Genomic DNA, 17,763 nt, shown 5'->3' with positions numbered 1-17,763 from the left:
GGAACAGGTCATGTCCAGTGATCCGGATCGGATCCGGCGGGAGATCGAAACCACCCGCAACGAATTGAGCAGTGACGTCGACGCGCTGACCGACAGGGTCAACCCGCGTCGGATCGCCGGTGACCGCGTCGGGCAGGCCCGAGGGGCTTTCACCCGAGCGAAGGAGAAGATGATGGGCAGCTCGAACCACCTGGGCCAGGAGGCTGGCCAACGGATGTCGCACGCGGCTGGTTCGGTACGCGACGAGACCCGTTCACTCGGGCAGCACTCCCGCGAGCAGGCTCAGGGCAACCCGATGGCCGCCGGCCTGGTCGCCTTCGGAGTCGGTCTGCTGGCCGCCTCCCTGATTCCGCCGAGCGGACGGGAGCGGCAACTCGCCGGGCGCGCGCGGAACATGGTGAGTGAGCACTCCGGTGAGCTGCGCGAGCAGGCGAGCCAGGTCGGCCACCAGATGCAGGACAACCTGCGGGAGCCCGCGCAGCAGGCGGCGCAGTCGGTCCGGTCCAGTGCCCAGCAGGGCGTGTCCGCGGTACGCGACCAGGGCCGTTCGGCCGCCGGTCAGGTGCAGGGAGAGACGCATGCGGCCGTCGACGACCTTCGACAGCGTTGACCCGACCGGTGGGCCGGCGCCGGTGATGCGGGTGCGTTCCGCGTCGGCGCCGGCCCCGGGACAGCCGGTCAACGAGGACCTGGTCTTCCGGTTCGGCCCGTTGGTCGGTGTGCTGGACGGCGCGACGGTGCCGGACGGCTTCGACACCGGCTGCGTGCACGGGCCCGAGTGGTACGTCCGGCACCTGGCGGCCCGGATCGGCGTCGCCGAGGCGGTGCGCCCGGCGGCCCGGCTGACCAGCAACCTGGCGGCGGCCATCCTCGCGGTCCGCGCCGACCACGGCGGGCAGTGCGACCTCGACCACCCGGGCACCCCGTCCAGCACGGTGTGTCTCCTGCGGGACTGTGGCGACCAGGTGGACTATCTGGTGCTCTGCGACAGCCCGTTGGTCCTCGACGTCGGCGGGCAGGTCAGTGTGGTCACCGACAACAGATTGGACGCGGCGATGGCGGAGCTGCGGGAGACGGTGGCCGTCGTGCCGGGCGGTGCGGCGGACCCGGTCACCCGGTTCCGGCACGCCGTGAGCGTCCAGCGGGAGCGGATGAACCGTACCCACGGCTACTGGGTGGCGGCGGCCGACCCGGACGCGGCCTTCCACGCCGTCACCGGGACCGCGCCTCGGAGCGGTCCGGGGGCGTTGCGGCGGGCGGCGCTGCTCAGCGACGGCGCGTCCAGCGCGGTGGAGCAGTTCGCGCTGACCGACTGGGCCGGTCTGCTCGACCTGCTGACCGCCGACGGCCCGGCGGTGTTGATCGACCGGGTGCGAGTCGCCGAGCGCGACCACCCCGACCGACTGCGCCGGCACAAGCCCAGCGACGACGCCTCGGTGGTGTTCTGCGAGTTCGGGTAGGCGGTTCGGGCGGGTGACACCCGGTCGGGTGACAACAGAGCGTGATGTGGAACACCGGGGCCGCCCGACCGGCCGGTACCGCTGTCCGGACCGCCAGTGGATGGCCAATGGGGTGGACTTCGGCCGATGAGGGCGGCAGACTGCGGCACGTGGCGGGTGCGGTCCGGCTGGAGCCGGTGGACGAGAGCAACCTGGAGCCGTTGCTCTCCGTAGCGGCTGCGGAGGCGGAGCCGGGTGACGTGATGCCCCCGGTCGAGGCGCCCGCCGGCTGGTCGCTCGCCCGTCGCGAGGCGTTCCGCGAATTCCACCGGGCGAGCTTCGGTGGGTTGGACGGCCCGACCGGTTCCCAGATGTACGCCATCCTCGTCGGCGGCGAGGTGATGGGCATGGTGCGGATGACGCGCTGTGACGAGCCCGGCACCGTGGAGACCGGGATGTGGCTCGGGCGCTCGGCGCGCGGGCAGGGGATCGGCGCTGCCGCCCTGCGGGAGCTGCTGAACGCCGCCGCGCGGGCTGGCATGCGGGCGGTCGTCGCCGAGACGACCCCGGACAACATCGGCGCGGTCGCGGTCCTGCGGAAGAGCGGCGCGAAACTACGCGAGGACGACGGCAAGGTACGCGCCGAGATCTGCCTCGATTCGACACCGCCCGCCCTCTGAGCTGGCCGTGGGTCGGCGACGACCACAACAAGTCGCCGCCGACCGCCTGGGTCAGGCCGGCAGCCGAACGATGTCGTAGTCGGTGCTCGGCGTGGACTCCACGTCGAACCGGCCGTTGACCACGTACAACGCCGAGCCGAGCAGGTCGCCGGTGGCCGGCGAGCGCAGCTGCGGGCCGGTGATCTCCCGCTGGACCACTCCGGCGGTGTAGCCGGCGTTCAGCCGGACCACCGCGACGACGTTGGTCAGGTTCCGGATCACGTGGAGAGTGCGACCTTGCAGGACCAGCCCGTCGGCCCGGTCCACCGAGTAGCCGCCCAGGTCGAAAAGGCGACTGCCGCCGGTACGCGGGTCGACGCGCACGAGCTGACCGGTGAGCATCTGCGCGACCAGCAGATCACCGTCCGGCAGCGCCACGATCCCGTTGTTGAACGCGTCCGGCGTCGCGCCCGGGCCGGTGAGCGGCAGCACCCGGAACGCGTCGGAGGCCGGCAGACGACCACCCGGGTCCAGCGGCACCACGTACAGCACCGGACGGACGGAGTCGGTGAACCAGATCGCCCGCTTGGTGATCACCAGGTCGTTGACCAGGGTGTTCGGGTCGGTGGTGAACTGGTAGTGGGCCAGCCGGGCACCCCCGGTGCCCGGGTCGTACACGCTGGCCCCGCCGCCGGAGAAGTCGGCCGTCCAGAGCCGGCCCTGCCGGTCGAGTTTCATGCCCGCCTTGGCGGTTCCCGGTGTGCCGGGAATCAGCACCGAGCCGCGCCCGGTGCGTAAGTCACCCCGCCACACCGCGCCGTTCAGCACGGAGCCCACGTACACGGTGGTGCCCCGACCGATCGTCAGCCCTTCCGGGGTGAACCCGTTCGGCAGCGCGATCCGGGCCGGGAACGGCTTCGCGGGACGGGCCGCCGCCGGTGCGCCGACCGGGACCAGGGTCGCCGCCGCCACCAGGGGAGCGAGGAGGAGAGAGAGCCGTTTGCGCACGGAACACCACCTGACGTCGCAGTGGAGACATCCACTGGGGAATGTGACGTACTAGGAACGTCTCCCGCGCCGCAAAAGGTTGTGCCGGCCTGATCACTCCCGGTTGGCGGCGTAGTCGGCCAGCCACTTGACCTGGGCCGGGTCCAGCGACGGTCGTACCCGGGCCCGCGCTCTCGACACGTGCTCGGCGGTGACCGTGGCGGCGGCGAGCGACTCCCGCATCGCGGCGAGCGCCGCCTCGCGGATCAGCGCCGCGCAGTCCGCGGCGGAGAAGCCGGGCAGCTCGTCGCCGAGAGCCGGCAGGTCGACGTCCGGTGCCAGCGGCACCTGCCGGGACGCGGCCCGCAGGATCTCCGCACGGGCGGGTCCGTCCGGCGGCGGCACGTAGACCAGCCGCTCCAACCGGCCTGGCCGCAGCAGCGCCGGGTCGACCAGGTCCGGCCGGTTCGTCGCACCGACCACCACCACGTTGCGCAGCGTCTCCACCCCGTCCAACTCGGTGAGCAGGGCGGCGACCACCCGGTCCGTGGTGCCCCCGTCGGTGGCCTGGCCGCGTACCGGGGCCAGCGCGTCCACCTCGTCCAGGAAGATCAGCGTGGGGGCCGCCTCCCGGGCCCGACGGAACAGCTCGCGGACCGCGCGTTCGCTCTCACCGACCCACTTGGAGAGCAGTTCGGCCCCCTTGACCGACAGCACGTTGGCCCGCCCCGACCCGGCCAGCGCGGTGACGAGGTAGGTCTTGCCGCAGCCCGGTGGCCCGTAGAGCAGCACACCGCGCGGTGGCTGAACGCCGAGCCGGGCGAAGGTGTCCGGGTAGGTCAGCGGCCACAGCACCGACTCGGTCAGCGTCTGCTTGACCTCGTCCAGGCCGCCCACGTCGTCGAGGGTCACCGAGGCCAGATCCAGTGTGGAAGCCGCCATCGTGGTGGGCCGGACCACCTCCCGGGCGGCGGTGAAGTCGCCCATCGACACCGTCGGCGTCTCGGCGGACTTCTGCCGCAGCGCCGCGCGTACCCCGGCCTCCCGGACCAGCGCGGCCAGGTCCGCCGCGACGAACCCGGGGGTACGCGCGGCCACCTCGTCCAGCCGGACGTCGTCGGCCAGCGGCACCTGCCGGGTCAGCACGGTGAGCTGTTCGCGGCGCAACGCCTGATCCGGGAGCGGGACGCTGATCCGCAGCGACAGCAGGTCGGGCGCGCGCAGTGCGGGGTCGACCGCCTCTGGTCGGCCGGTCGTGCAGACCACCGCGACGCCGGCGCGGATGCTCTCCGCGAGCACCTGCCGGAACACCGTCGCCACCGGACCCGGATCGTCGGCTGGCGCGAGCGCCTCGACGTCGGTGACCAGCAGCACCGCCGGCCCTTCGGCCCGGGCCGCCGACGCCGCGGCGCGCAACCGCTCGGCGGCGGCCTGGCTGGCCAACGCCGCCACCTCCGGCGCCCAGAGCGGGTGAACACGGGCACCGACCCGGGCGGCCACGGCCCGGACCAGCGCCGACTTCCCGGAGCCCGCCGGACCCACGAGCAACACCCCCAACGAGATGGTGGTGCCGAGCCGGCCCAGCACCTCCCGGTGGTGGAAGCCGAGGTCCAGCAGCTCGGTCAGCTCCTCGGCCTGGGCCCGCAGCCCGGGCAGTTCGTCCACGTCGGGCGCGTCGTCCGCCGCAACGGCGTCGGCGCTCGCAACCGGCCGGGTCGACGCGGCACCGGTCGGGGGAGGCCCGCCGTGGGTCGTCGCACCGTGTTCCCAGGCGACCGCTGTGCCCATGGTGACCAGCGCGCCGGCCGCCGGCTCCACCTCGACCACGCGGAGGAGCGTGCTGGTCCAGGCGAAGCCGACGGTGTTGGCGAGGCTGCGTCGCGCCGCCTCGACCAGACTGCGGACCGAGGCGTCCGGCAGCACGTCCTGCGGCAGCAGCGACACGTCGTCCCCGGCGGTGAGCACCTTGCCCAGCAGGGCGAGGCGGAGCATCTCCGGGCTGACCGCCGCGACGACCCCCACCGGCCCGGCCAGGACGACCCGGCCCGCCGGGACCAACGGCAGCGGGCTCACCCGCACCTGACCCCCGTCACGCAGACCCAGGTTGCCCAACGTCAGGTCGTCGGCGTACAGCAGGGCGCTGCTCGCGCCCGGCCCGGCCGCCACCGCGATCCCGGCCGTCTCCCGGCGGCCGACGAGGCGGACCGGGTCGCCGGGGCGCAGTCCCAGCGCTGTCATCGCCTCCGGGTGCAGGCGCACGATGCCCCGTCGGGCGTCCAGCGCCGCCGGCCGCAGGCTCGCCGTCAAGGTCAGGTCGGGTTGCGCCACTGCCCGACCGTAGCCGCCGGCAGCCAGCCCCGCCGGTCAGCGCCGCGGATCCAGCCCGTCCAGCAGCGTCGGGTCGCTTCGGATCAGCTCGGCCAACCGGGCCGCCGGGTCCGGCGTCAACCCGTCCGGACCGGGCGCCCAGGCCGGCACCGTCCGGCCAGAGAGCGGCCAGGCCGGCGGGGGTTCGACCGGCGTCGGCGGGGGGACCGGTCCGACGGTGACGTCCGGGCCGTCCCAGGAAACCCGCATCGGGTACGTCCGACCGCCGTGCTCCACCTGCACTGTCACCGCCACCCCGGGGTAGGCCCCGACGACCTGGCGGACCGCCTCGGCCACCTCCTCGACCGGCCCCCACCCGGCCACCTCGCTCGGCGTCTCCACCCCCGCGTGCCGTGGATCGTGCCGGCCCGGCCGGGCGTTGCGGGTGTCGCCGCCGAGGCCGGGCGGCCCCGACGGTGCGGTGGTGTCGTCACGGTCGGCGGCCCGACGGCGCGACGCTTCCTCACGTCGGGCCAGCCGGGCCAGCGTCTCGTCCAGGTCGCCCCTCACAGATCACCTCTTCCCGCCACGGCCGGAGCTGGTCGGCTCAGGCCCTCCTGTCCCGGGTGGCGCGGTCCAGCGCGCGGTCCAGGACGACCAGTAGTGCGTCCCGCACCGAGAGCCGGTCGCGGGCGTCGAACTGCACCAGGGGTACATGATCACCGATGGCCAGCGCCCAACGGATCTCGCCGAGTTCCAGGGCCAGTCGCCCGTCGAAGGCGTTGACCCCGACGACGAACGGCAGCCCGGCCCGCTCGAAGAAGTCGATGGCCGGGAAGCAGTCGTCCAGCCGGGCGCTGTCCACCACCACCAGCGCGCCGAGCGCCCCCCGGGCCAGGTCGTCCCACATGAAGCCGAACCGGGTCTGCCCCGGCGTGCCGAACAGGTAGAGCTTCAGGCTGCGGTCGATCGTCACGCAGCCGAAATCCATCGCCACAGTGGTGGTGGTCTTCGTGGACCGGGCGCCCGGGTCGTCCACTCCGATCCCGGCGGTGGTCATCTCGGCCTCGGTGGTCAGGGGCGCGATCTCGGAGATGGCACCCACCGTGGTGGTCTTGCCCACCCCGAACCCACCGGCCACCAGGATCTTGACCGGGATCGGCGGTGCGGCCGGCTTACCTGTCGAGGGGCCGGACCCCGCACCGGACGGGGGCCGGTACGGCGGCGGTGCGGTCGGCGGTGGGCCGGCCCGCCCGACTATCGGCCCGGTGCCCGGGGACATGCCGTAACGGGCGGCGGCGCTGTTCGCGGCGACCCCGCCGAGCGGGGCGACCGGCCATTCAGGAGATCGCACGGAGTCCATCAATCACTCGCAGGATGAGATCGGGGTCGACAGCGTCGTCGGTGTTCGTCACATGCACGTCCAGGTGCCCGGCGGCGCGCAGATCGCCGACGAGGACCCGCACCACGCCGAAGTGCAGTCGGGCGCGGGCCGAGATCTCGGCCACCGAGATCGGCTCGGCGCAGAGCGCGATGATGGTCTGAAGTTCCGGTGCCAGCAGCGCGCCCGGTGGGCCGGCCCACCAGCCGCTGTCCATGCGGGCGGTCACCTGGGTCTCCAACCCGATCGCCGGGTCGACACCCGCGACCCGCCCGGAGGTGAGCACGAACGGACGGGGACCGCTCGGTTGGTCCCCGTCCGGCTCCGGCTCGGGCAGCGCCGGTGTCGCCGCCGCGCCCACCCCGGTCGGGGGTGACGTGCGCAGGTACGGCCGGATCCGAACTCTCGGATCCGGATCCTCACCGGCGACGTCGGGGGTCACTGCTGAACGGCGTTCTTCAACTCGACGATCAGTCGCGGGGTCAGGGCGCCACCGGCCCGCCCGGCGAAGAGCGTCATCTCGTACGCGACGGTGCCCAGGTTCGCCGAACGGTCGGCGACCACCCCGAGCACGGAACCACTGCTGATCGCGCTGATCAGCAGGTAGCCGTCGGCCATGTCGACGATCACCCGGTTCAGGCCGCCGAGGGCGTACCAACTGGCGGCCCCACCGGCGAGGCTGGTCATTCCGGACACCACGGCGGCCAACCGCTCCGCGTTGGACCGATCCTTGATCGCCGACATGGCCATCAGCAGGCCGTCCGAGGAGACCGCGATCGCCTCCAGGACTCCGGCGGTGCTGGAGGTGAAGGAGTCCAGCAACCAGTTGAACGTACGGGCCTCCGGGCTGAGGTCCCCATTGGCGCTGGGCTGGCTCTGGTCGACGTTGTCGTGCAGGAAGGGGCTGGTCACCGTGATGATCCTTCTTCGTTCCGGTGGTCGGGGCTGACTTCGCGGAGAGCGCGGGCGACGCCCGCCTCGAACTCGCTGATGAGGTCGCGGACCTCGGCCGGGTCACCGAGGTCGGTGCTGGGCGGCTGGCAGACCGGAATGGCGGTGAGGTTCGCTCCCGGCACCCGTCGGCTCAACCGGGGCCGCTCCGGCGAGGCATCGGTCGAGCCACCACCACGCGGCACCGTGGGGCCGGCGCCTCCCGGGGTGCTGGGCAGGTCGACGGTCGGGCCCAAGTCCACCACGGCCGCCCCGGCGCCGGCCGACGGGTCGCCGACCGTCCGCGCCGAGCCGCGGTCGAGGCCCGGCGCCCCGTGCAGCTCGGCGCGGCGTACGCCGGCTTGAAAGGCCTCGACCAGGGCGCGGGCAGCGGCGGGGTCCGCGCCGGTGGCGTCCACCGGCCGGGTCGCCGGGGCGGTGGCGTGCAGCGTGGCCCCGGGTACCCGCTGCCGCACCCGTGGCCCGCCCGGCTTGCTCACCGGCTCCGGTTCCGGGGTTTCCGGAGCGGCCTGCTCCGGCTCGCCCCGACCGAACGCGTTCCAGGACGGGCCGGCGTCCAGACTGAGGGTGGCCCGGCTCAGCAGGTCCGAGTCGAAGCGGGCCGGCGCGGCGGCGACGGCCACCGCGCTGGGCCGTGCTTCGTGCTCGGGCGTCGCCGTCGTACGCCGGTCCCGATCCGGCACCGCGGCGCGGGCCACAGTGGCCCCGGCGCGGTCGGCGCGGCGCCGTACCAGCGACGTCGACGGGATCTCCAGTTGTGCGGTCACGCCTCCGCCGCCGGTGGCGGCCAGGGCGACCTGCCAGCCGTGCCGACGGGCCAACCGGCCCACCACGAAGAGGCCGAGCACCTCGGTCGGGGCCAGGTCGAGACGTTCCCGGCGGGTCAACCGGGCGTTCTCCTCGGCCAGGCGTTGCTGGCTCATGCCGATGCCGTGGTCCACCACCGTGAGACGTACGCCGAGGCCGGACGTCTCGGCGGCCACCAGCACCCGGGTGTGCGGCGGGGAGAAGACGGTGGCGTTCTCCATCAGCTCGGCCAGCGTCAGGACGAGGTCACCGACCACCGCCGGCGCGGCCGAGACGCCCGCCGGGACCTGCACCTCCACCCGGGTGTAGTCCTCGATCTCACCGAGCGCCAACCGGACCACGTCGGCCAGCGGCACCGGCGCGGTGTGCGCGTCGGCCCCGGCCGAGCCGGAGAGCACCACGAGGCTGCCGGCGTTTCGCCGCAACCGGCTGGAGATGTGGTCGAGCCGGTACAGGTGCTCCAGGCGGCCCGGGTCGGCCTCCTGCTGCTCCAGCCGGTCGATCAGCGCGATCTGCCGACCCACCAGGTTCTGGGTACGCCGTCCGACGTGGCCGAACATCTGCGCCACGTTGCGTCGGCCGGCGACCTGCCGCTCGACCAGCTGCGCCGCGGTGTTCTGCACCCGGTCGAAGGCGCGCGCCAGGTCGCCGATCTCGTCGTTGGCGCGGATGTCCACCGGCTCCAGCCGAACCGCCTGGTGTCTCTCCACCTCGTCGTCGGTGACCCGGACCAGTTCCGCCTCGGCGACCCGGGCGACCCGGTCGGCCGAGCGGGTGAGTCGGGTCAGTGGTCGGGCCACCGTCCGCGCCACGGCCACGCTGAGCAGCACCACCAGCGTCAGGATCAACGCCGCCGCGGCACCGACCAGGTACGCGGCGGTCAGCGCGCGCCGCTGCTCGGCCGTCACCTCGGCGAGCACGTCGGCGATCAACTTCTTCTCGACGAACTGGCCCAGCCGGATCATCGTGCGGACGGCCGGGAAGAGCGCCTCCATCGGTACGGGGCGGACAGCGGCGGCCGGATCCCGGGCGCTCCTGACCAGGAAGTCGGGGCTGGTACGCGCGGCCACGGCGGCGTCGTTGAGCTGGGCCACCTTGAGCTGCTCGGGCGTGATCAGGCTGCGGAAGCGCGAGTTGTCGACCATGAGCGCGGCGATGCACGCCACGTACCCGGCAGTGGTGTCCGGGGTGCCGATCGCCTTGACCAACAGGCTCAGGGTGGCGCAGGTGCCCAGGCCCTCGTCGGAGCGGAGCAGCCCGTCGAGGGCGAGCACCTGACGGCCCGGCAACGTGTCGGTGTCCACCCCGACCACCAGCCGCAGCGACTCGATGATGCCCTTGTTGACCGGGCCGAACGCGTCCATCACCTGGGTCGGCTTGGCGGCCCCGGCCAGGACGGCCGTGCGCAGCTCGACGAGGCTGGACACGCCGTCGAGGGCGCGGTCGACCTGCTCGGTCAGCGCGTCGCTCCGCGCCGCCCGCAGGTCGGCCACCCGGTCGTCCACGTCCGCGGACTTACGGACCAGCTCACTGCGTTCGACCCGGCCGAGCAGGAAGCCGACGGAGAGGATGCGTTCCTGCTGGAGGTCCTGGACCAGGCTCCCGACCCGGCTGGCGAGCCGGACCCGTTCGGCGGTGTCGCCGGCCCGCTGAGCCGCGGCGACCCGGTCGAGCATCACCGGCACGGCCAGGCCGACCATGCTGAGCAGCGGAATCACCACGAGCAGCGCGAGCTTGCCGCGGATCCGGAGCCTACCGAGCAGCATCGAACGCCCCCCACTGTGCGGTCTCCGGGTCACGGGCCGCGCCGACCGGTTGCAGCGCATGGGCCTCGTCGGCGGGCGGTTGCCACGGGTCGCGCAGCGGCGGGGTGTCGGGACTCTCCGAGTGGGTGGCGGCCAGGGCGGCCCGCCGTTGCGCCCGGCGAGCGGCGGCGACCAGCAACGCGGCGAGCCAGCCCAACAGCAGGACGGCGACGACACCCGCCCCGGCGGTCAACCAGCGGTCCCGGTCGAGCCGGTCGATGCGCTCGGCCAGCAGGGAGTCCAGTTCGGTGAGGATGACCGGTTGAAGCTGGCGGGCGGAGCGGTGCGAGCTGAGCGCGGCGGCACTCAACTGGCCCGGGTCGACCACGCCGGTGTCCTTGGCCGGCAGGGAGTACCCGGCGAGCGCCTCCACCGAACGCTGGTAGGTGTCCAGTGGGGTCAGCACGTTGGCACCGAGGTCGGTGCTCTCCGAACCGTCCACTGCCGAGCGCAGGTTGTCGACGAGGTCCGCGGCGGGGGTCAGGGCGGACACCCGCAGGCCGGTCAGCTCCAGCAGGCCGCGCGGTCGCTCGGCGGCGGGCCGGCGGGCGACGAGCGTGGACAGGTCGGCCAGCCGACCGGCGCCGATCACCGCCTCGGGAAGCTCCTGGCCGGCGCTGTCCTGGAGGAAGAACGAGTCGGCCTCCGGGTCGCGGACCAGCCCGGAGCTCTCCCGGACCTTGCGGTGCAGGGCCAGCAGCAGGTCGGAGACCTCACCGTACGCGGTGTAGGCCGTCTCGGGGTCGGTGGCGCTGCGACCGCGCAACGCCTCCAGCTTGGCCCGTACGCCGGCCCAGCGTTCCTGGCTGAGCAGCTCGCCGCCGATGCGGGCGTCCACCGCGGCGGCCTTCTCGACGGCCTCGTTCAACGCCTCGCGGGCGACGGGGCGACCGTTCACCGCGTTGGACTGGGCCTCCACCAGGGCGTCGGTGACCGCCGCCAGCGCGGTGAGGTACTGCACGCCGAGCCGTTCCCGGGCGGCGAGGTCCCGGTCGTCGGTGATCTGCCGCCAGTTCGACGTGACGAGCAGGCCCAACGGTGCCAGCAGTGCTCCGATGAGCAGCAGGGGCAGCAGCCGGCCCAGCGTGGACGGCCGTCGACGGGCCCGCGGCGCGGGGACTGTCATGTGTGTCTCCTCCGGCGTGGGGCGCTGATCGGCGCGGCGTCGGGCTGGCCGACAAGTCCCGTGCACCGGACCGGAAAACTAATCGAACCGCCGCCAGGTCAGACCTCACTCGGGGAGTCAGGTTCGCGTCACTTCGAGTCATGTCACCATTTGTCCGCGTTACCACCACGCTCCGTGTCCGCTGTGGGTGTGACATGGAGGGATCGAGGTGGATATCTACTTAAGATCGGAATTCACGGGATCCGAACTCAACTCACTGTGCCGCGTCGGACGATGCGCGCTCGCACCCCGCCGGGCACCGATCGGGGCAACCGGACGGACGTACGGCGGATCTCAGCCAACGCTCAGGCTGTGGGCCGTACCGTGTGCCGCATGACATCGCCGTCGCCGGCCGCCTGGTTCCGGCGTGCCCTGCCCACCCGCCGCCGGGCGATCGCCGCCGCAGTCGTCGTCGTGCTGTTGGCCGCCGCCGTGACCTGGGCGGTGTGGCCGCAGGGGCCGGGCGTACGCACCGAGAGCGCGATGCTCACCGTCCGCTCCGGACCGTCCGGTGACGAGCCGGTGAGCCTCGACACCACCCTCTATCTGCCGGACGACGCCTCGTCCGGCCGGAAGGTGCCGGCGGTGCTGCTGGCGCACGGGTTCGGCGGCACGAAGGAGTCGGTGCGCTTCGACGCGGAGGAGTTCGCCGGACGCGGCTACGCGGTGCTCACCTGGACCGCGCGTGGTTTCGGCCGCAGCGGCGGTGAGATCCACCTGGACAACCCGGACTACGAGGTACGCGACGCCGAGCGGCTGCTGGACTGGCTGGCCGCCCGGCCGGAGGTGCGCACCGACGCGGCCGGCGACCCGTTGGTCGGTGTGGTTGGCGGCTCGTACGGCGGTGGGTTGGCGTTGCTGTTGGCCGCCCAGGACCGCCGGGTCGACGCGATCGTGCCCATGATCACTTGGAACGACCTGTCCCGCGCGTTCCTACCGGAGAGCACCGGCGCAGCGCCGACCGAGGGCGTGTTCAAGAAGGGCTGGGCCGGCCTCTTCTTCGGCGGCGGCGGCAACGTGGGCTCCGGCCCGGCCGGGCTCTCCGGAGCGATCGCCGCCCAGCCGCAGGGCGCACCGGCGTCGGCCGGCCCGCCCAGCCCCGGGCCGGGTGCCGGCCCCGGCACCGGTCCCGGTGGCGCCCCGGCGGGTGCCGCCGACCCGTCCTGCGGTCGGTTCGCCGCCGACGTCTGCGCCGCGTACCTCCGGATCGCCACCACCGGCCGCGCCGACCAGGCCGCCGTGGACCTGCTGCGGCGCTCCAGCCCGGCCGGCGTGCTGGACCGGATCAAGGCCCCCACCCTGCTGGTGCAGGGCGAGGCGGACACCCTCTTCCCGCTCGGTGAGGCGGACGCCAACGCGCGGGGCATCGCCGCCGCCGGCACCCCGGTACGGGTCGCCTGGTTCACCGGCGGGCACGACGGTGGCAGCGGGCCCCGTTCGGACTCCGACCGGGTGAAGTTCCTGACCGTCCAGTGGCTCGACCACTACGTCAAGGGCGAGGGGGACGCGCCCGGCGACGACTTCACCTGGTCGCGGATCGCCGGCTTCGACGCGCTCGACCGGGGTCTCGTCGCCACCGGTTTCCGCCGCGCCGACTACCCGGGCCTCGCCGGCAACGCCCGTCGGGAGGTGACGGTCGCCGGCCCGGCGCAGCCGATCGCGAACCCGCCGAACGGCAACCCGGCCGCCATCTCCTCGATTCCGTTCGCGGGCGGGCTCGCCTCGCTGCTCGACGGCGTGGCCGGTGACGTGCCCGGCCAGCACGCCCAGTTCGAGTCCACCCCGCTGACCGAGGCCGTGGACGTGGCCGGTGCGCCCACCGTCACCCTGCGGGCCGCGTCGCCGACCGGCGAGGCGGTGCTCTTCGTCAAGCTCTACGACGTCGACAAGGACGGGGCGGCCACCCTGCCGAACGGCCTGGTCGCCCCGATCCGGCTCACCGGCCTGCCGCAGCAGGTGCAGGACGCCCGCCCGGTCACCGTGACGCTGCCCGGCATCGTCCGCCGGGTGGAGGCCGGGCACCGGCTGCGGCTGGTGGTGGCCACCTCCGACCAGGCGTACACCACGCCGGCCGCGCCGACCGTCTACACGGTGGCCGCGGACGGCGTGGTCAGCCTGCCGACGGTCAGCGGTGAGCCGATCCCCACCGCGGCGACGATCTGGCGCTGGGTGCTGGCCGGCCTGCTCGCCGCCATCGTGATCGGGCTCGTCGTGGTCGTCGCCCTGGTCCGCCGCCGGCACCGCCGCCAGGACCGGTCGGTCCATCCGGAGTACGCGGACACCCCGCTGGCCGTGCGCGCGCTGCGCAAGGAGTACGCGGACGGCTTCGTCGCCGTGTCGAACGTGGACTTCGAGGTGCACCCGGGTCAGGTCGTCGGTCTGCTCGGGCCGAACGGCGCCGGTAAGACCACCACCCTGCGGGTGCTGATGGGGCTGACCCAGCCGACCGCCGGGGAGATCTACGTCTTCGGTCGTCGGCTGGTGCCCGGCTCGCCGGTGCTGTCCCGGATCGGGGCGCTGGTGGAGGGGCCGGGCTTCCTGCCGTACCTGTCGGGCCTGGACAACCTGAAGGCGTACTGGCGGGCCACCGGGCGGCCGTGGGAGGACGCGCAGTTCGACGCGGCGCTGGAGATCGCCGGGTTGGGTGACTCGGTGCACCGGAGGATCAAGAACTACAGCCACGGTATGCGCCAGCGGCTCGCCATCGCCCAGGCCATGCTCGGTCTGCCCGAACTGCTGGTGTTGGACGAGCCGACCGACGGGCTCGACCCGCCGCAGATCGCCGAGATGCGCCGGGTGCTCCAGCGGTACGCCACGGACGGCCGGGCGGTGCTGGTCTCCAGTCACCTGCTGGCCGAGGTGGAGCAGACGTGCACGCACGCGGTGGTGGTGAACAAGGGCCGGATCGTGGCGTCCGGGCCGGTGGAGGAGATCGTGGGCGAGTCGCCGAGCGTGCTCTTCGACGTCACCGACCCGGTGGCGGCGCGGGCGGTGCTGGACCGGCTGCACGGGGTCCGCGTGTTGCCGGAGAGCGACGGCCAACTGGTGGTCGACACCAACGGCACGGCCCGCAGCGAGGTGGTGGCGGAGCTGGTGCGCGCCGGCATCGGGGTGGACCGGGTGGTGCCTCGGCGGCGCCTGGAGGACGCGTTCCTCGCCCTGGTGGGCGAGAACTCTCGGGGAAGCGGTGACCGGTGATGGCTGTTACTGACGCGGGTGAGGCCCGTGGTTACCGGCCGTCGGCCACCCTGCCGTTGATGGCGGAGTTCCGTCGGCAGGCGTCCCGGCGGCGGACCCAGTTGGCGCTGGGGTTCATGGTGGTGCTGCCGCTGATCATCCTGATCGCGTTCCAGTTCGACTCGGGCGGTGACGACGACAACGGCCGCAACGAGTTCGCCAGCCTGGTCGAGCTGGCCACCTCGGGTGGGCTCAACTTCACCCTGTTCTCGATCTTCGTGTCGGCGTCGTTCCTGTTGGTGGTGGTCGTCGCGCTGTTCTGCGGCGACACGGTGGCCAGCGAGGCGAGCTGGGGCAGCTTGCGGTATCTGTTGGCGGTCCCGGTGCCCCGGGCGCGGTTGTTGACGGTGAAGCTGGTGGTCGCGCTCGCGTACTCGGGACTGGCCCTGCTGCTGTTGGCCGGCACCGCGTTGCTGGCCGGCACCCTGCGCTACGGCTGGTCGCCGCTGCGCAGCACCGTCGCCGCTGAGCTGGAACCCACCGAGGGGTTGCTCCGGTTGCTGGCCGTGCTGGGTTACCTGGCAGTCGTCCTGCTGGTGGTGGCCGGCCTGGCGTTCCTGCTGTCGGTGATCACGGACGCGGCGCTGGGCGCGGTGGGTGGCGCGGTCCTGCTCTGGATCCTGTCCAGCATCCTGGACCAGATCACCGCCCTGGGCGCGCTGCGTGACTTCCTGCCGACCCACTTCAGCACCGCCTGGCTGGGGCTGCTGTCGACACCGGTGCAGACCGACGACGTGGTGCGCGGCTGCATATCGGCGGTCAGCTACGCGACGCTGTTCTGGGGGCTGGCGTTCTGGCGCTTCACCCGCAAGGACATCACGTCGTAGCCTTCTTCCAGGCGCTGACGCCGATCCGGCCGGTGTTGCCGAGGTCGATCGGCCCGTCCGGGTCGACCTCCTCGGCCGGCTGCGCGGCGGCGGGCGCCACCGTCAGGAACTCGCCGTTGGTGGCGACCACCGTCGAGTCGGTGACCAGGTTGCGCCAGAGCACCACGGCGGTGGCCCGCTCCCCGGCGAGGAGGGTGACCGGCTGGGGCGGTTGATCGAAGCCCGAGGTGATCTCCTTGGCGCCGTTGACCACGCGCAGCATGACCGGCTCGCGCTCCTCGTCGAAGACGTGCAGCACCGGGTACCCGTTGAGCTGGTAGGGGTGCTCGCCGCAGTTGACCAGTTCCAGACCGAGGGCGCGCAGGCCCATCGCGGCGTCCCCACCGGTCGACCGGATCCGAACGCCGCTGGCCGGGCACTCGGCCGGCGGCTCGGTGCTGGCGGTCGGGTCCGCTTCCGGCCTCGACGCGGCGGGCGGCGGTCCGCTCGGGTCCCCACCCTGGCCTTCATGGTCACGAGTGCAGCCGCCGAGCACGAGAGTCGTCGCGACTGTCGCGGCGATGCGTCGCAGTGCTGCCGTGTCGCGGGAGATCATCCGTTGATCCTCGCCCATGGAGGTGCCTCGCTGGCGTCCGGCGTCGCCCCGACCCGCCCGCAGCCCGCGTCACGAGGCCAGACAGGGTCCGCCGTGGTCGGCGCCGCAGGCAGGCCGACCACGCAAGTGCCGACCTGGCACGCCCCCGCGCGCTCGAGTGCGCTTCTGCGTCGATCTTGCAGTTTCCGCTGTCGGTATGGAGGGATGCGCCCCTTCTGTCGGGACAGAAAGCGCAAGATCGCGGAGTAGGGGCGGGGCGGGGCGAGGAAACGTCGGACCATTTTCGGGGAGGATTTTCCCACCAGCAAGGAAATTATGATTTTCGATGCCCGCGTGCCTCAGGATCGTGGAGACCCATTCAATTTCCTCGATGGAGGTCTGATGAACGTCTCTCGGCTCGGCGGGCCGATCCTGTCCCTGTTCCGCATCGTGATCGGTCTGCTGTTCACGTTGCACGGCCTGTCCTCGGTGTTCGGGTTGTTCGGCGGCAACCCGATGACTGGCAAGGCGGTACCGTTCGGCACCTGGCCGGGCTGGTGGGCCGCCCTGATCCAGTTGGTCTGCGGCGTACTGGTGCTGGTCGGGCTCTTCGCCCGCCCCGCCGCGCTGCTCGCCTCCGGCTCGATGGCGTACGCCTACTTCGTGGTGCACCAGCCGGATGCCGTGCTCCCGCTGCACAACGGAGGCGAGCTGGCGGCGCTCTTCTGCTGGGCGTTCCTGCTGGTCGCGGCGCTCGGCCCGGGTGCCTGGGCACTCGACTCGCTGCTCGCCCGGCGTCGCGCCGACGCCCCCTCGGCATCGGCTTCGGCGGCCGAGCCCGGCACGGTGTCCGTCTGACCAGACCCGAACCGCGCGCCGCCGAAGCCTCGACGAGGCGGCTTCGGCGGCGCGCCCGGTCAGGGGTCGGCCGATGTGCCCGGGGGGCCGGGGTCGGCCGACGCGCCCGGTCAGGGTCGGCCGATGTGCCGCGGGGCTGGGGCCGGCCGGCAGGCCCCGCCCGGGACCGGCCGACACTCCGCGGTCGCGGTGCTACTTCTCGCTGATGCCGTAGACGATTCAGCTCCACAGCGAGCGTCGGAGGCATCTCCCGGTCCGCCGAGGTCACGGTCCGCCGCCCACCGGCCGCCGAGGTCACGCGCCACCGCTCACCGGCCGCCGAGGTCACGCGCCGCCGCCCACCGGTTGCTGCGGCCGCGCGGACCGCACGCGGCCGGCGAGCCGAGGCGGGGCGGGGTCAGGCCGGCGGACGCCGGCTGAGGACCGCGTCCAGCAGGCCGGGGTAGAGCTTGTCCAACTCGTCGCGGCGGAGCCGGACCAGTCGGCTGGTGCCGGCCGCCCGGGTCCGGGTCAGCCCCGCCTCGCGCAGCACCTTGAGGTGGTGGCTGCGGGTGGCCTTGGAGACGCCGAAGTCGAAACTGCCGCAGGCGGACTCGCCGCCCTCGGCGAGCGCCCGGACGATCTGTAGCCGCACGTCGTCGGCGAGTGCGGCCAACACGGTGGTGACCGGTACGGCGGTCAGGTCGGGTTCGTGCGGCTCCATGTGACCAGTGTAACCCTTGTTCGACAACTATCGAACAACGTCCTATGGTCGGTGTCGTTGGTT

General features: G+C 73.2%; 16 protein-coding genes. 6 read left to right on the top strand and 10 right to left on the bottom strand.

All coding sequences use genetic code 11. The annotated features are described in order from the left end of the window. Positions 1 to 10: 10 nt before the first annotated feature. The 3 genes from ACZ6NZ_RS15580 (at position 11) to ACZ6NZ_RS15570 (ending at position 2,119) form a co-directional block, all read left to right on the top strand. The gene (locus tag ACZ6NZ_RS15580; RefSeq protein WP_465858705.1) at positions 11 to 610 is read left to right on the top strand and encodes a DUF3618 domain-containing protein; all 600 of its coding nucleotides are present in this window, start codon (positions 11 to 13) and stop codon (positions 608 to 610) included. Continuing rightward, the gene (locus ACZ6NZ_RS15575; RefSeq protein ID WP_465858704.1) at positions 579 to 1,460 is read left to right on the top strand and encodes a hypothetical protein; all 882 of its coding nucleotides are present in this window, start codon (positions 579 to 581) and stop codon (positions 1,458 to 1,460) included. Before ACZ6NZ_RS15580 ends, ACZ6NZ_RS15575 begins: the two co-directional genes overlap by 32 nt. A gap of 149 nt (positions 1,461 to 1,609) precedes the next feature. Further along, entirely contained in the window at positions 1,610 to 2,119 is a 510-nt protein-coding gene (locus ACZ6NZ_RS15570; protein WP_465858703.1) for a GNAT family N-acetyltransferase, read from the top strand. Positions 2,120 to 2,170: 51 nt separating this feature from the next. Here the strand turns inward: ACZ6NZ_RS15570 and ACZ6NZ_RS15565 are convergent, their stop codons facing one another. From ACZ6NZ_RS15565 to ACZ6NZ_RS15530, 8 genes are all read right to left on the bottom strand, one after another. Further along, on the bottom strand, positions 2,171 to 3,106 hold the full coding sequence (locus tag ACZ6NZ_RS15565) for an NHL repeat-containing protein (protein WP_465858702.1): 936 nt from the start codon (positions 3,104 to 3,106) through the stop codon (positions 2,171 to 2,173). Between the two features lie 93 nt (positions 3,107 to 3,199). Beyond that, positions 3,200 to 5,413 (bottom strand): AAA family ATPase, encoded by a 2,214-nt coding sequence (locus ACZ6NZ_RS15560; protein ID WP_465858701.1) that lies wholly within the window; start codon positions 5,411 to 5,413, stop codon positions 3,200 to 3,202. Positions 5,414 to 5,449: 36 nt separating this feature from the next. Then, the gene (locus tag ACZ6NZ_RS15555) at positions 5,450 to 5,962 is read right to left on the bottom strand and encodes a hypothetical protein (protein WP_366610838.1); all 513 of its coding nucleotides are present in this window, start codon (positions 5,960 to 5,962) and stop codon (positions 5,450 to 5,452) included. Positions 5,963 to 5,999: 37 nt separating this feature from the next. Beyond that, a complete protein-coding gene (locus tag ACZ6NZ_RS15550) occupies positions 6,000 to 6,755 on the bottom strand; it encodes a GTP-binding protein (protein WP_357257297.1) in 756 nt (251 codons plus the stop codon). Then, positions 6,733 to 7,215, bottom strand: a complete 483-nt coding sequence (locus ACZ6NZ_RS15545) for a DUF742 domain-containing protein (RefSeq protein ID WP_465858700.1) — start codon at positions 7,213 to 7,215, stop codon at positions 6,733 to 6,735. The genes ACZ6NZ_RS15550 and ACZ6NZ_RS15545 overlap by 23 nt, the downstream gene beginning before the upstream one ends. Next, a complete protein-coding gene (locus tag ACZ6NZ_RS15540; RefSeq protein WP_091402960.1) occupies positions 7,212 to 7,685 on the bottom strand; it encodes a roadblock/LC7 domain-containing protein in 474 nt (157 codons plus the stop codon). The genes ACZ6NZ_RS15545 and ACZ6NZ_RS15540 overlap by 4 nt, the downstream gene beginning before the upstream one ends. After that, positions 7,682 to 10,297, bottom strand: a complete 2,616-nt coding sequence (locus tag ACZ6NZ_RS15535) for a sensor histidine kinase (RefSeq protein ID WP_465858699.1) — start codon at positions 10,295 to 10,297, stop codon at positions 7,682 to 7,684. The genes ACZ6NZ_RS15540 and ACZ6NZ_RS15535 overlap by 4 nt, the downstream gene beginning before the upstream one ends. Then, entirely contained in the window at positions 10,284 to 11,462 is a 1,179-nt protein-coding gene (locus ACZ6NZ_RS15530; RefSeq protein WP_465858698.1) for a hypothetical protein, read from the bottom strand. Before ACZ6NZ_RS15530 ends, ACZ6NZ_RS15535 begins: the two co-directional genes overlap by 14 nt. Positions 11,463 to 11,834: 372 nt before the next feature. Between ACZ6NZ_RS15530 and ACZ6NZ_RS15525 the strand changes: the two genes are divergently transcribed. Together ACZ6NZ_RS15525 and ACZ6NZ_RS15520 are read left to right on the top strand one after the other, a co-directional pair. Then, complete coding sequence (locus ACZ6NZ_RS15525) at positions 11,835 to 14,699, top strand: alpha/beta fold hydrolase (protein WP_465858697.1); 2,865 nt, start codon at positions 11,835 to 11,837, stop codon at positions 14,697 to 14,699. Further along, entirely contained in the window at positions 14,699 to 15,565 is an 867-nt protein-coding gene (locus tag ACZ6NZ_RS15520; RefSeq protein WP_366610830.1) for an ABC transporter permease, read from the top strand. Before ACZ6NZ_RS15525 ends, ACZ6NZ_RS15520 begins: the two co-directional genes overlap by 1 nt. On the opposite strand, the gene ACZ6NZ_RS15515 is transcribed toward ACZ6NZ_RS15520, so the two are convergent. Further along, a complete protein-coding gene (locus ACZ6NZ_RS15515) occupies positions 15,555 to 16,160 on the bottom strand; it encodes a DUF4232 domain-containing protein (protein WP_465858696.1) in 606 nt (201 codons plus the stop codon). The genes ACZ6NZ_RS15520 and ACZ6NZ_RS15515 overlap by 11 nt on opposite strands. Positions 16,161 to 16,541: 381 nt before the next feature. Here ACZ6NZ_RS15515 and ACZ6NZ_RS15510 point away from each other — a divergent pair, with 381 nt between their 5' ends. Beyond that, positions 16,542 to 16,997, top strand: a complete 456-nt coding sequence (locus ACZ6NZ_RS15510) for a DoxX family protein (RefSeq protein ID WP_465858695.1) — start codon at positions 16,542 to 16,544, stop codon at positions 16,995 to 16,997. Between the two features lie 397 nt (positions 16,998 to 17,394). Here ACZ6NZ_RS15510 and ACZ6NZ_RS15505 read toward each other — a convergent pair whose 3' ends face one another. After that, complete coding sequence (locus tag ACZ6NZ_RS15505; RefSeq protein WP_465858694.1) at positions 17,395 to 17,700, bottom strand: ArsR/SmtB family transcription factor; 306 nt, start codon at positions 17,698 to 17,700, stop codon at positions 17,395 to 17,397. Positions 17,701 to 17,763: the final 63 nt, after the last annotated feature.

The organism is Micromonospora sp. NPDC047756 (assembly GCF_055587245.1).
The sequence above is the reverse complement of the archived record's forward strand: the minus strand, read 5'-3'. Positions and strand labels throughout refer to the sequence as shown.

What these genes read in the sequence shown, in the direction of transcription:
- ACZ6NZ_RS15575 (WP_465858704.1), top strand. Translation starts at nt 579, where the DNA reads ATGCGGCCGTCGACGACCTTCGACAGCGTTGACCCGACCGGTGGGCCG.
- ACZ6NZ_RS15535 (WP_465858699.1), bottom strand. Translation starts at nt 10,297, where the DNA reads ATGCTGCTCGGTAGGCTCCGGATCCGCGGCAAGCTCGCGCTGCTCGTG.
- ACZ6NZ_RS15550 (WP_357257297.1), bottom strand. Translation starts at nt 6,755, where the DNA reads ATGGACTCCGTGCGATCTCCTGAATGGCCGGTCGCCCCGCTCGGCGGG.
- ACZ6NZ_RS15510 (WP_465858695.1), top strand. Translation starts at nt 16,542, where the DNA reads ATGAACGTCTCTCGGCTCGGCGGGCCGATCCTGTCCCTGTTCCGCATC.
- ACZ6NZ_RS15520 (WP_366610830.1), top strand. Translation starts at nt 14,699, where the DNA reads ATGGCTGTTACTGACGCGGGTGAGGCCCGTGGTTACCGGCCGTCGGCC.
- ACZ6NZ_RS15530 (WP_465858698.1), bottom strand. Translation starts at nt 11,462, where the DNA reads ATGACAGTCCCCGCGCCGCGGGCCCGTCGACGGCCGTCCACGCTGGGC.
- ACZ6NZ_RS15515 (WP_465858696.1), bottom strand. Translation starts at nt 16,160, where the DNA reads ATGATCTCCCGCGACACGGCAGCACTGCGACGCATCGCCGCGACAGTC.
- ACZ6NZ_RS15580 (WP_465858705.1), top strand. Translation starts at nt 11, where the DNA reads ATGTCCAGTGATCCGGATCGGATCCGGCGGGAGATCGAAACCACCCGC.
- ACZ6NZ_RS15525 (WP_465858697.1), top strand. Translation starts at nt 11,835, where the DNA reads ATGACATCGCCGTCGCCGGCCGCCTGGTTCCGGCGTGCCCTGCCCACC.
- ACZ6NZ_RS15505 (WP_465858694.1), bottom strand. Translation starts at nt 17,700, where the DNA reads ATGGAGCCGCACGAACCCGACCTGACCGCCGTACCGGTCACCACCGTG.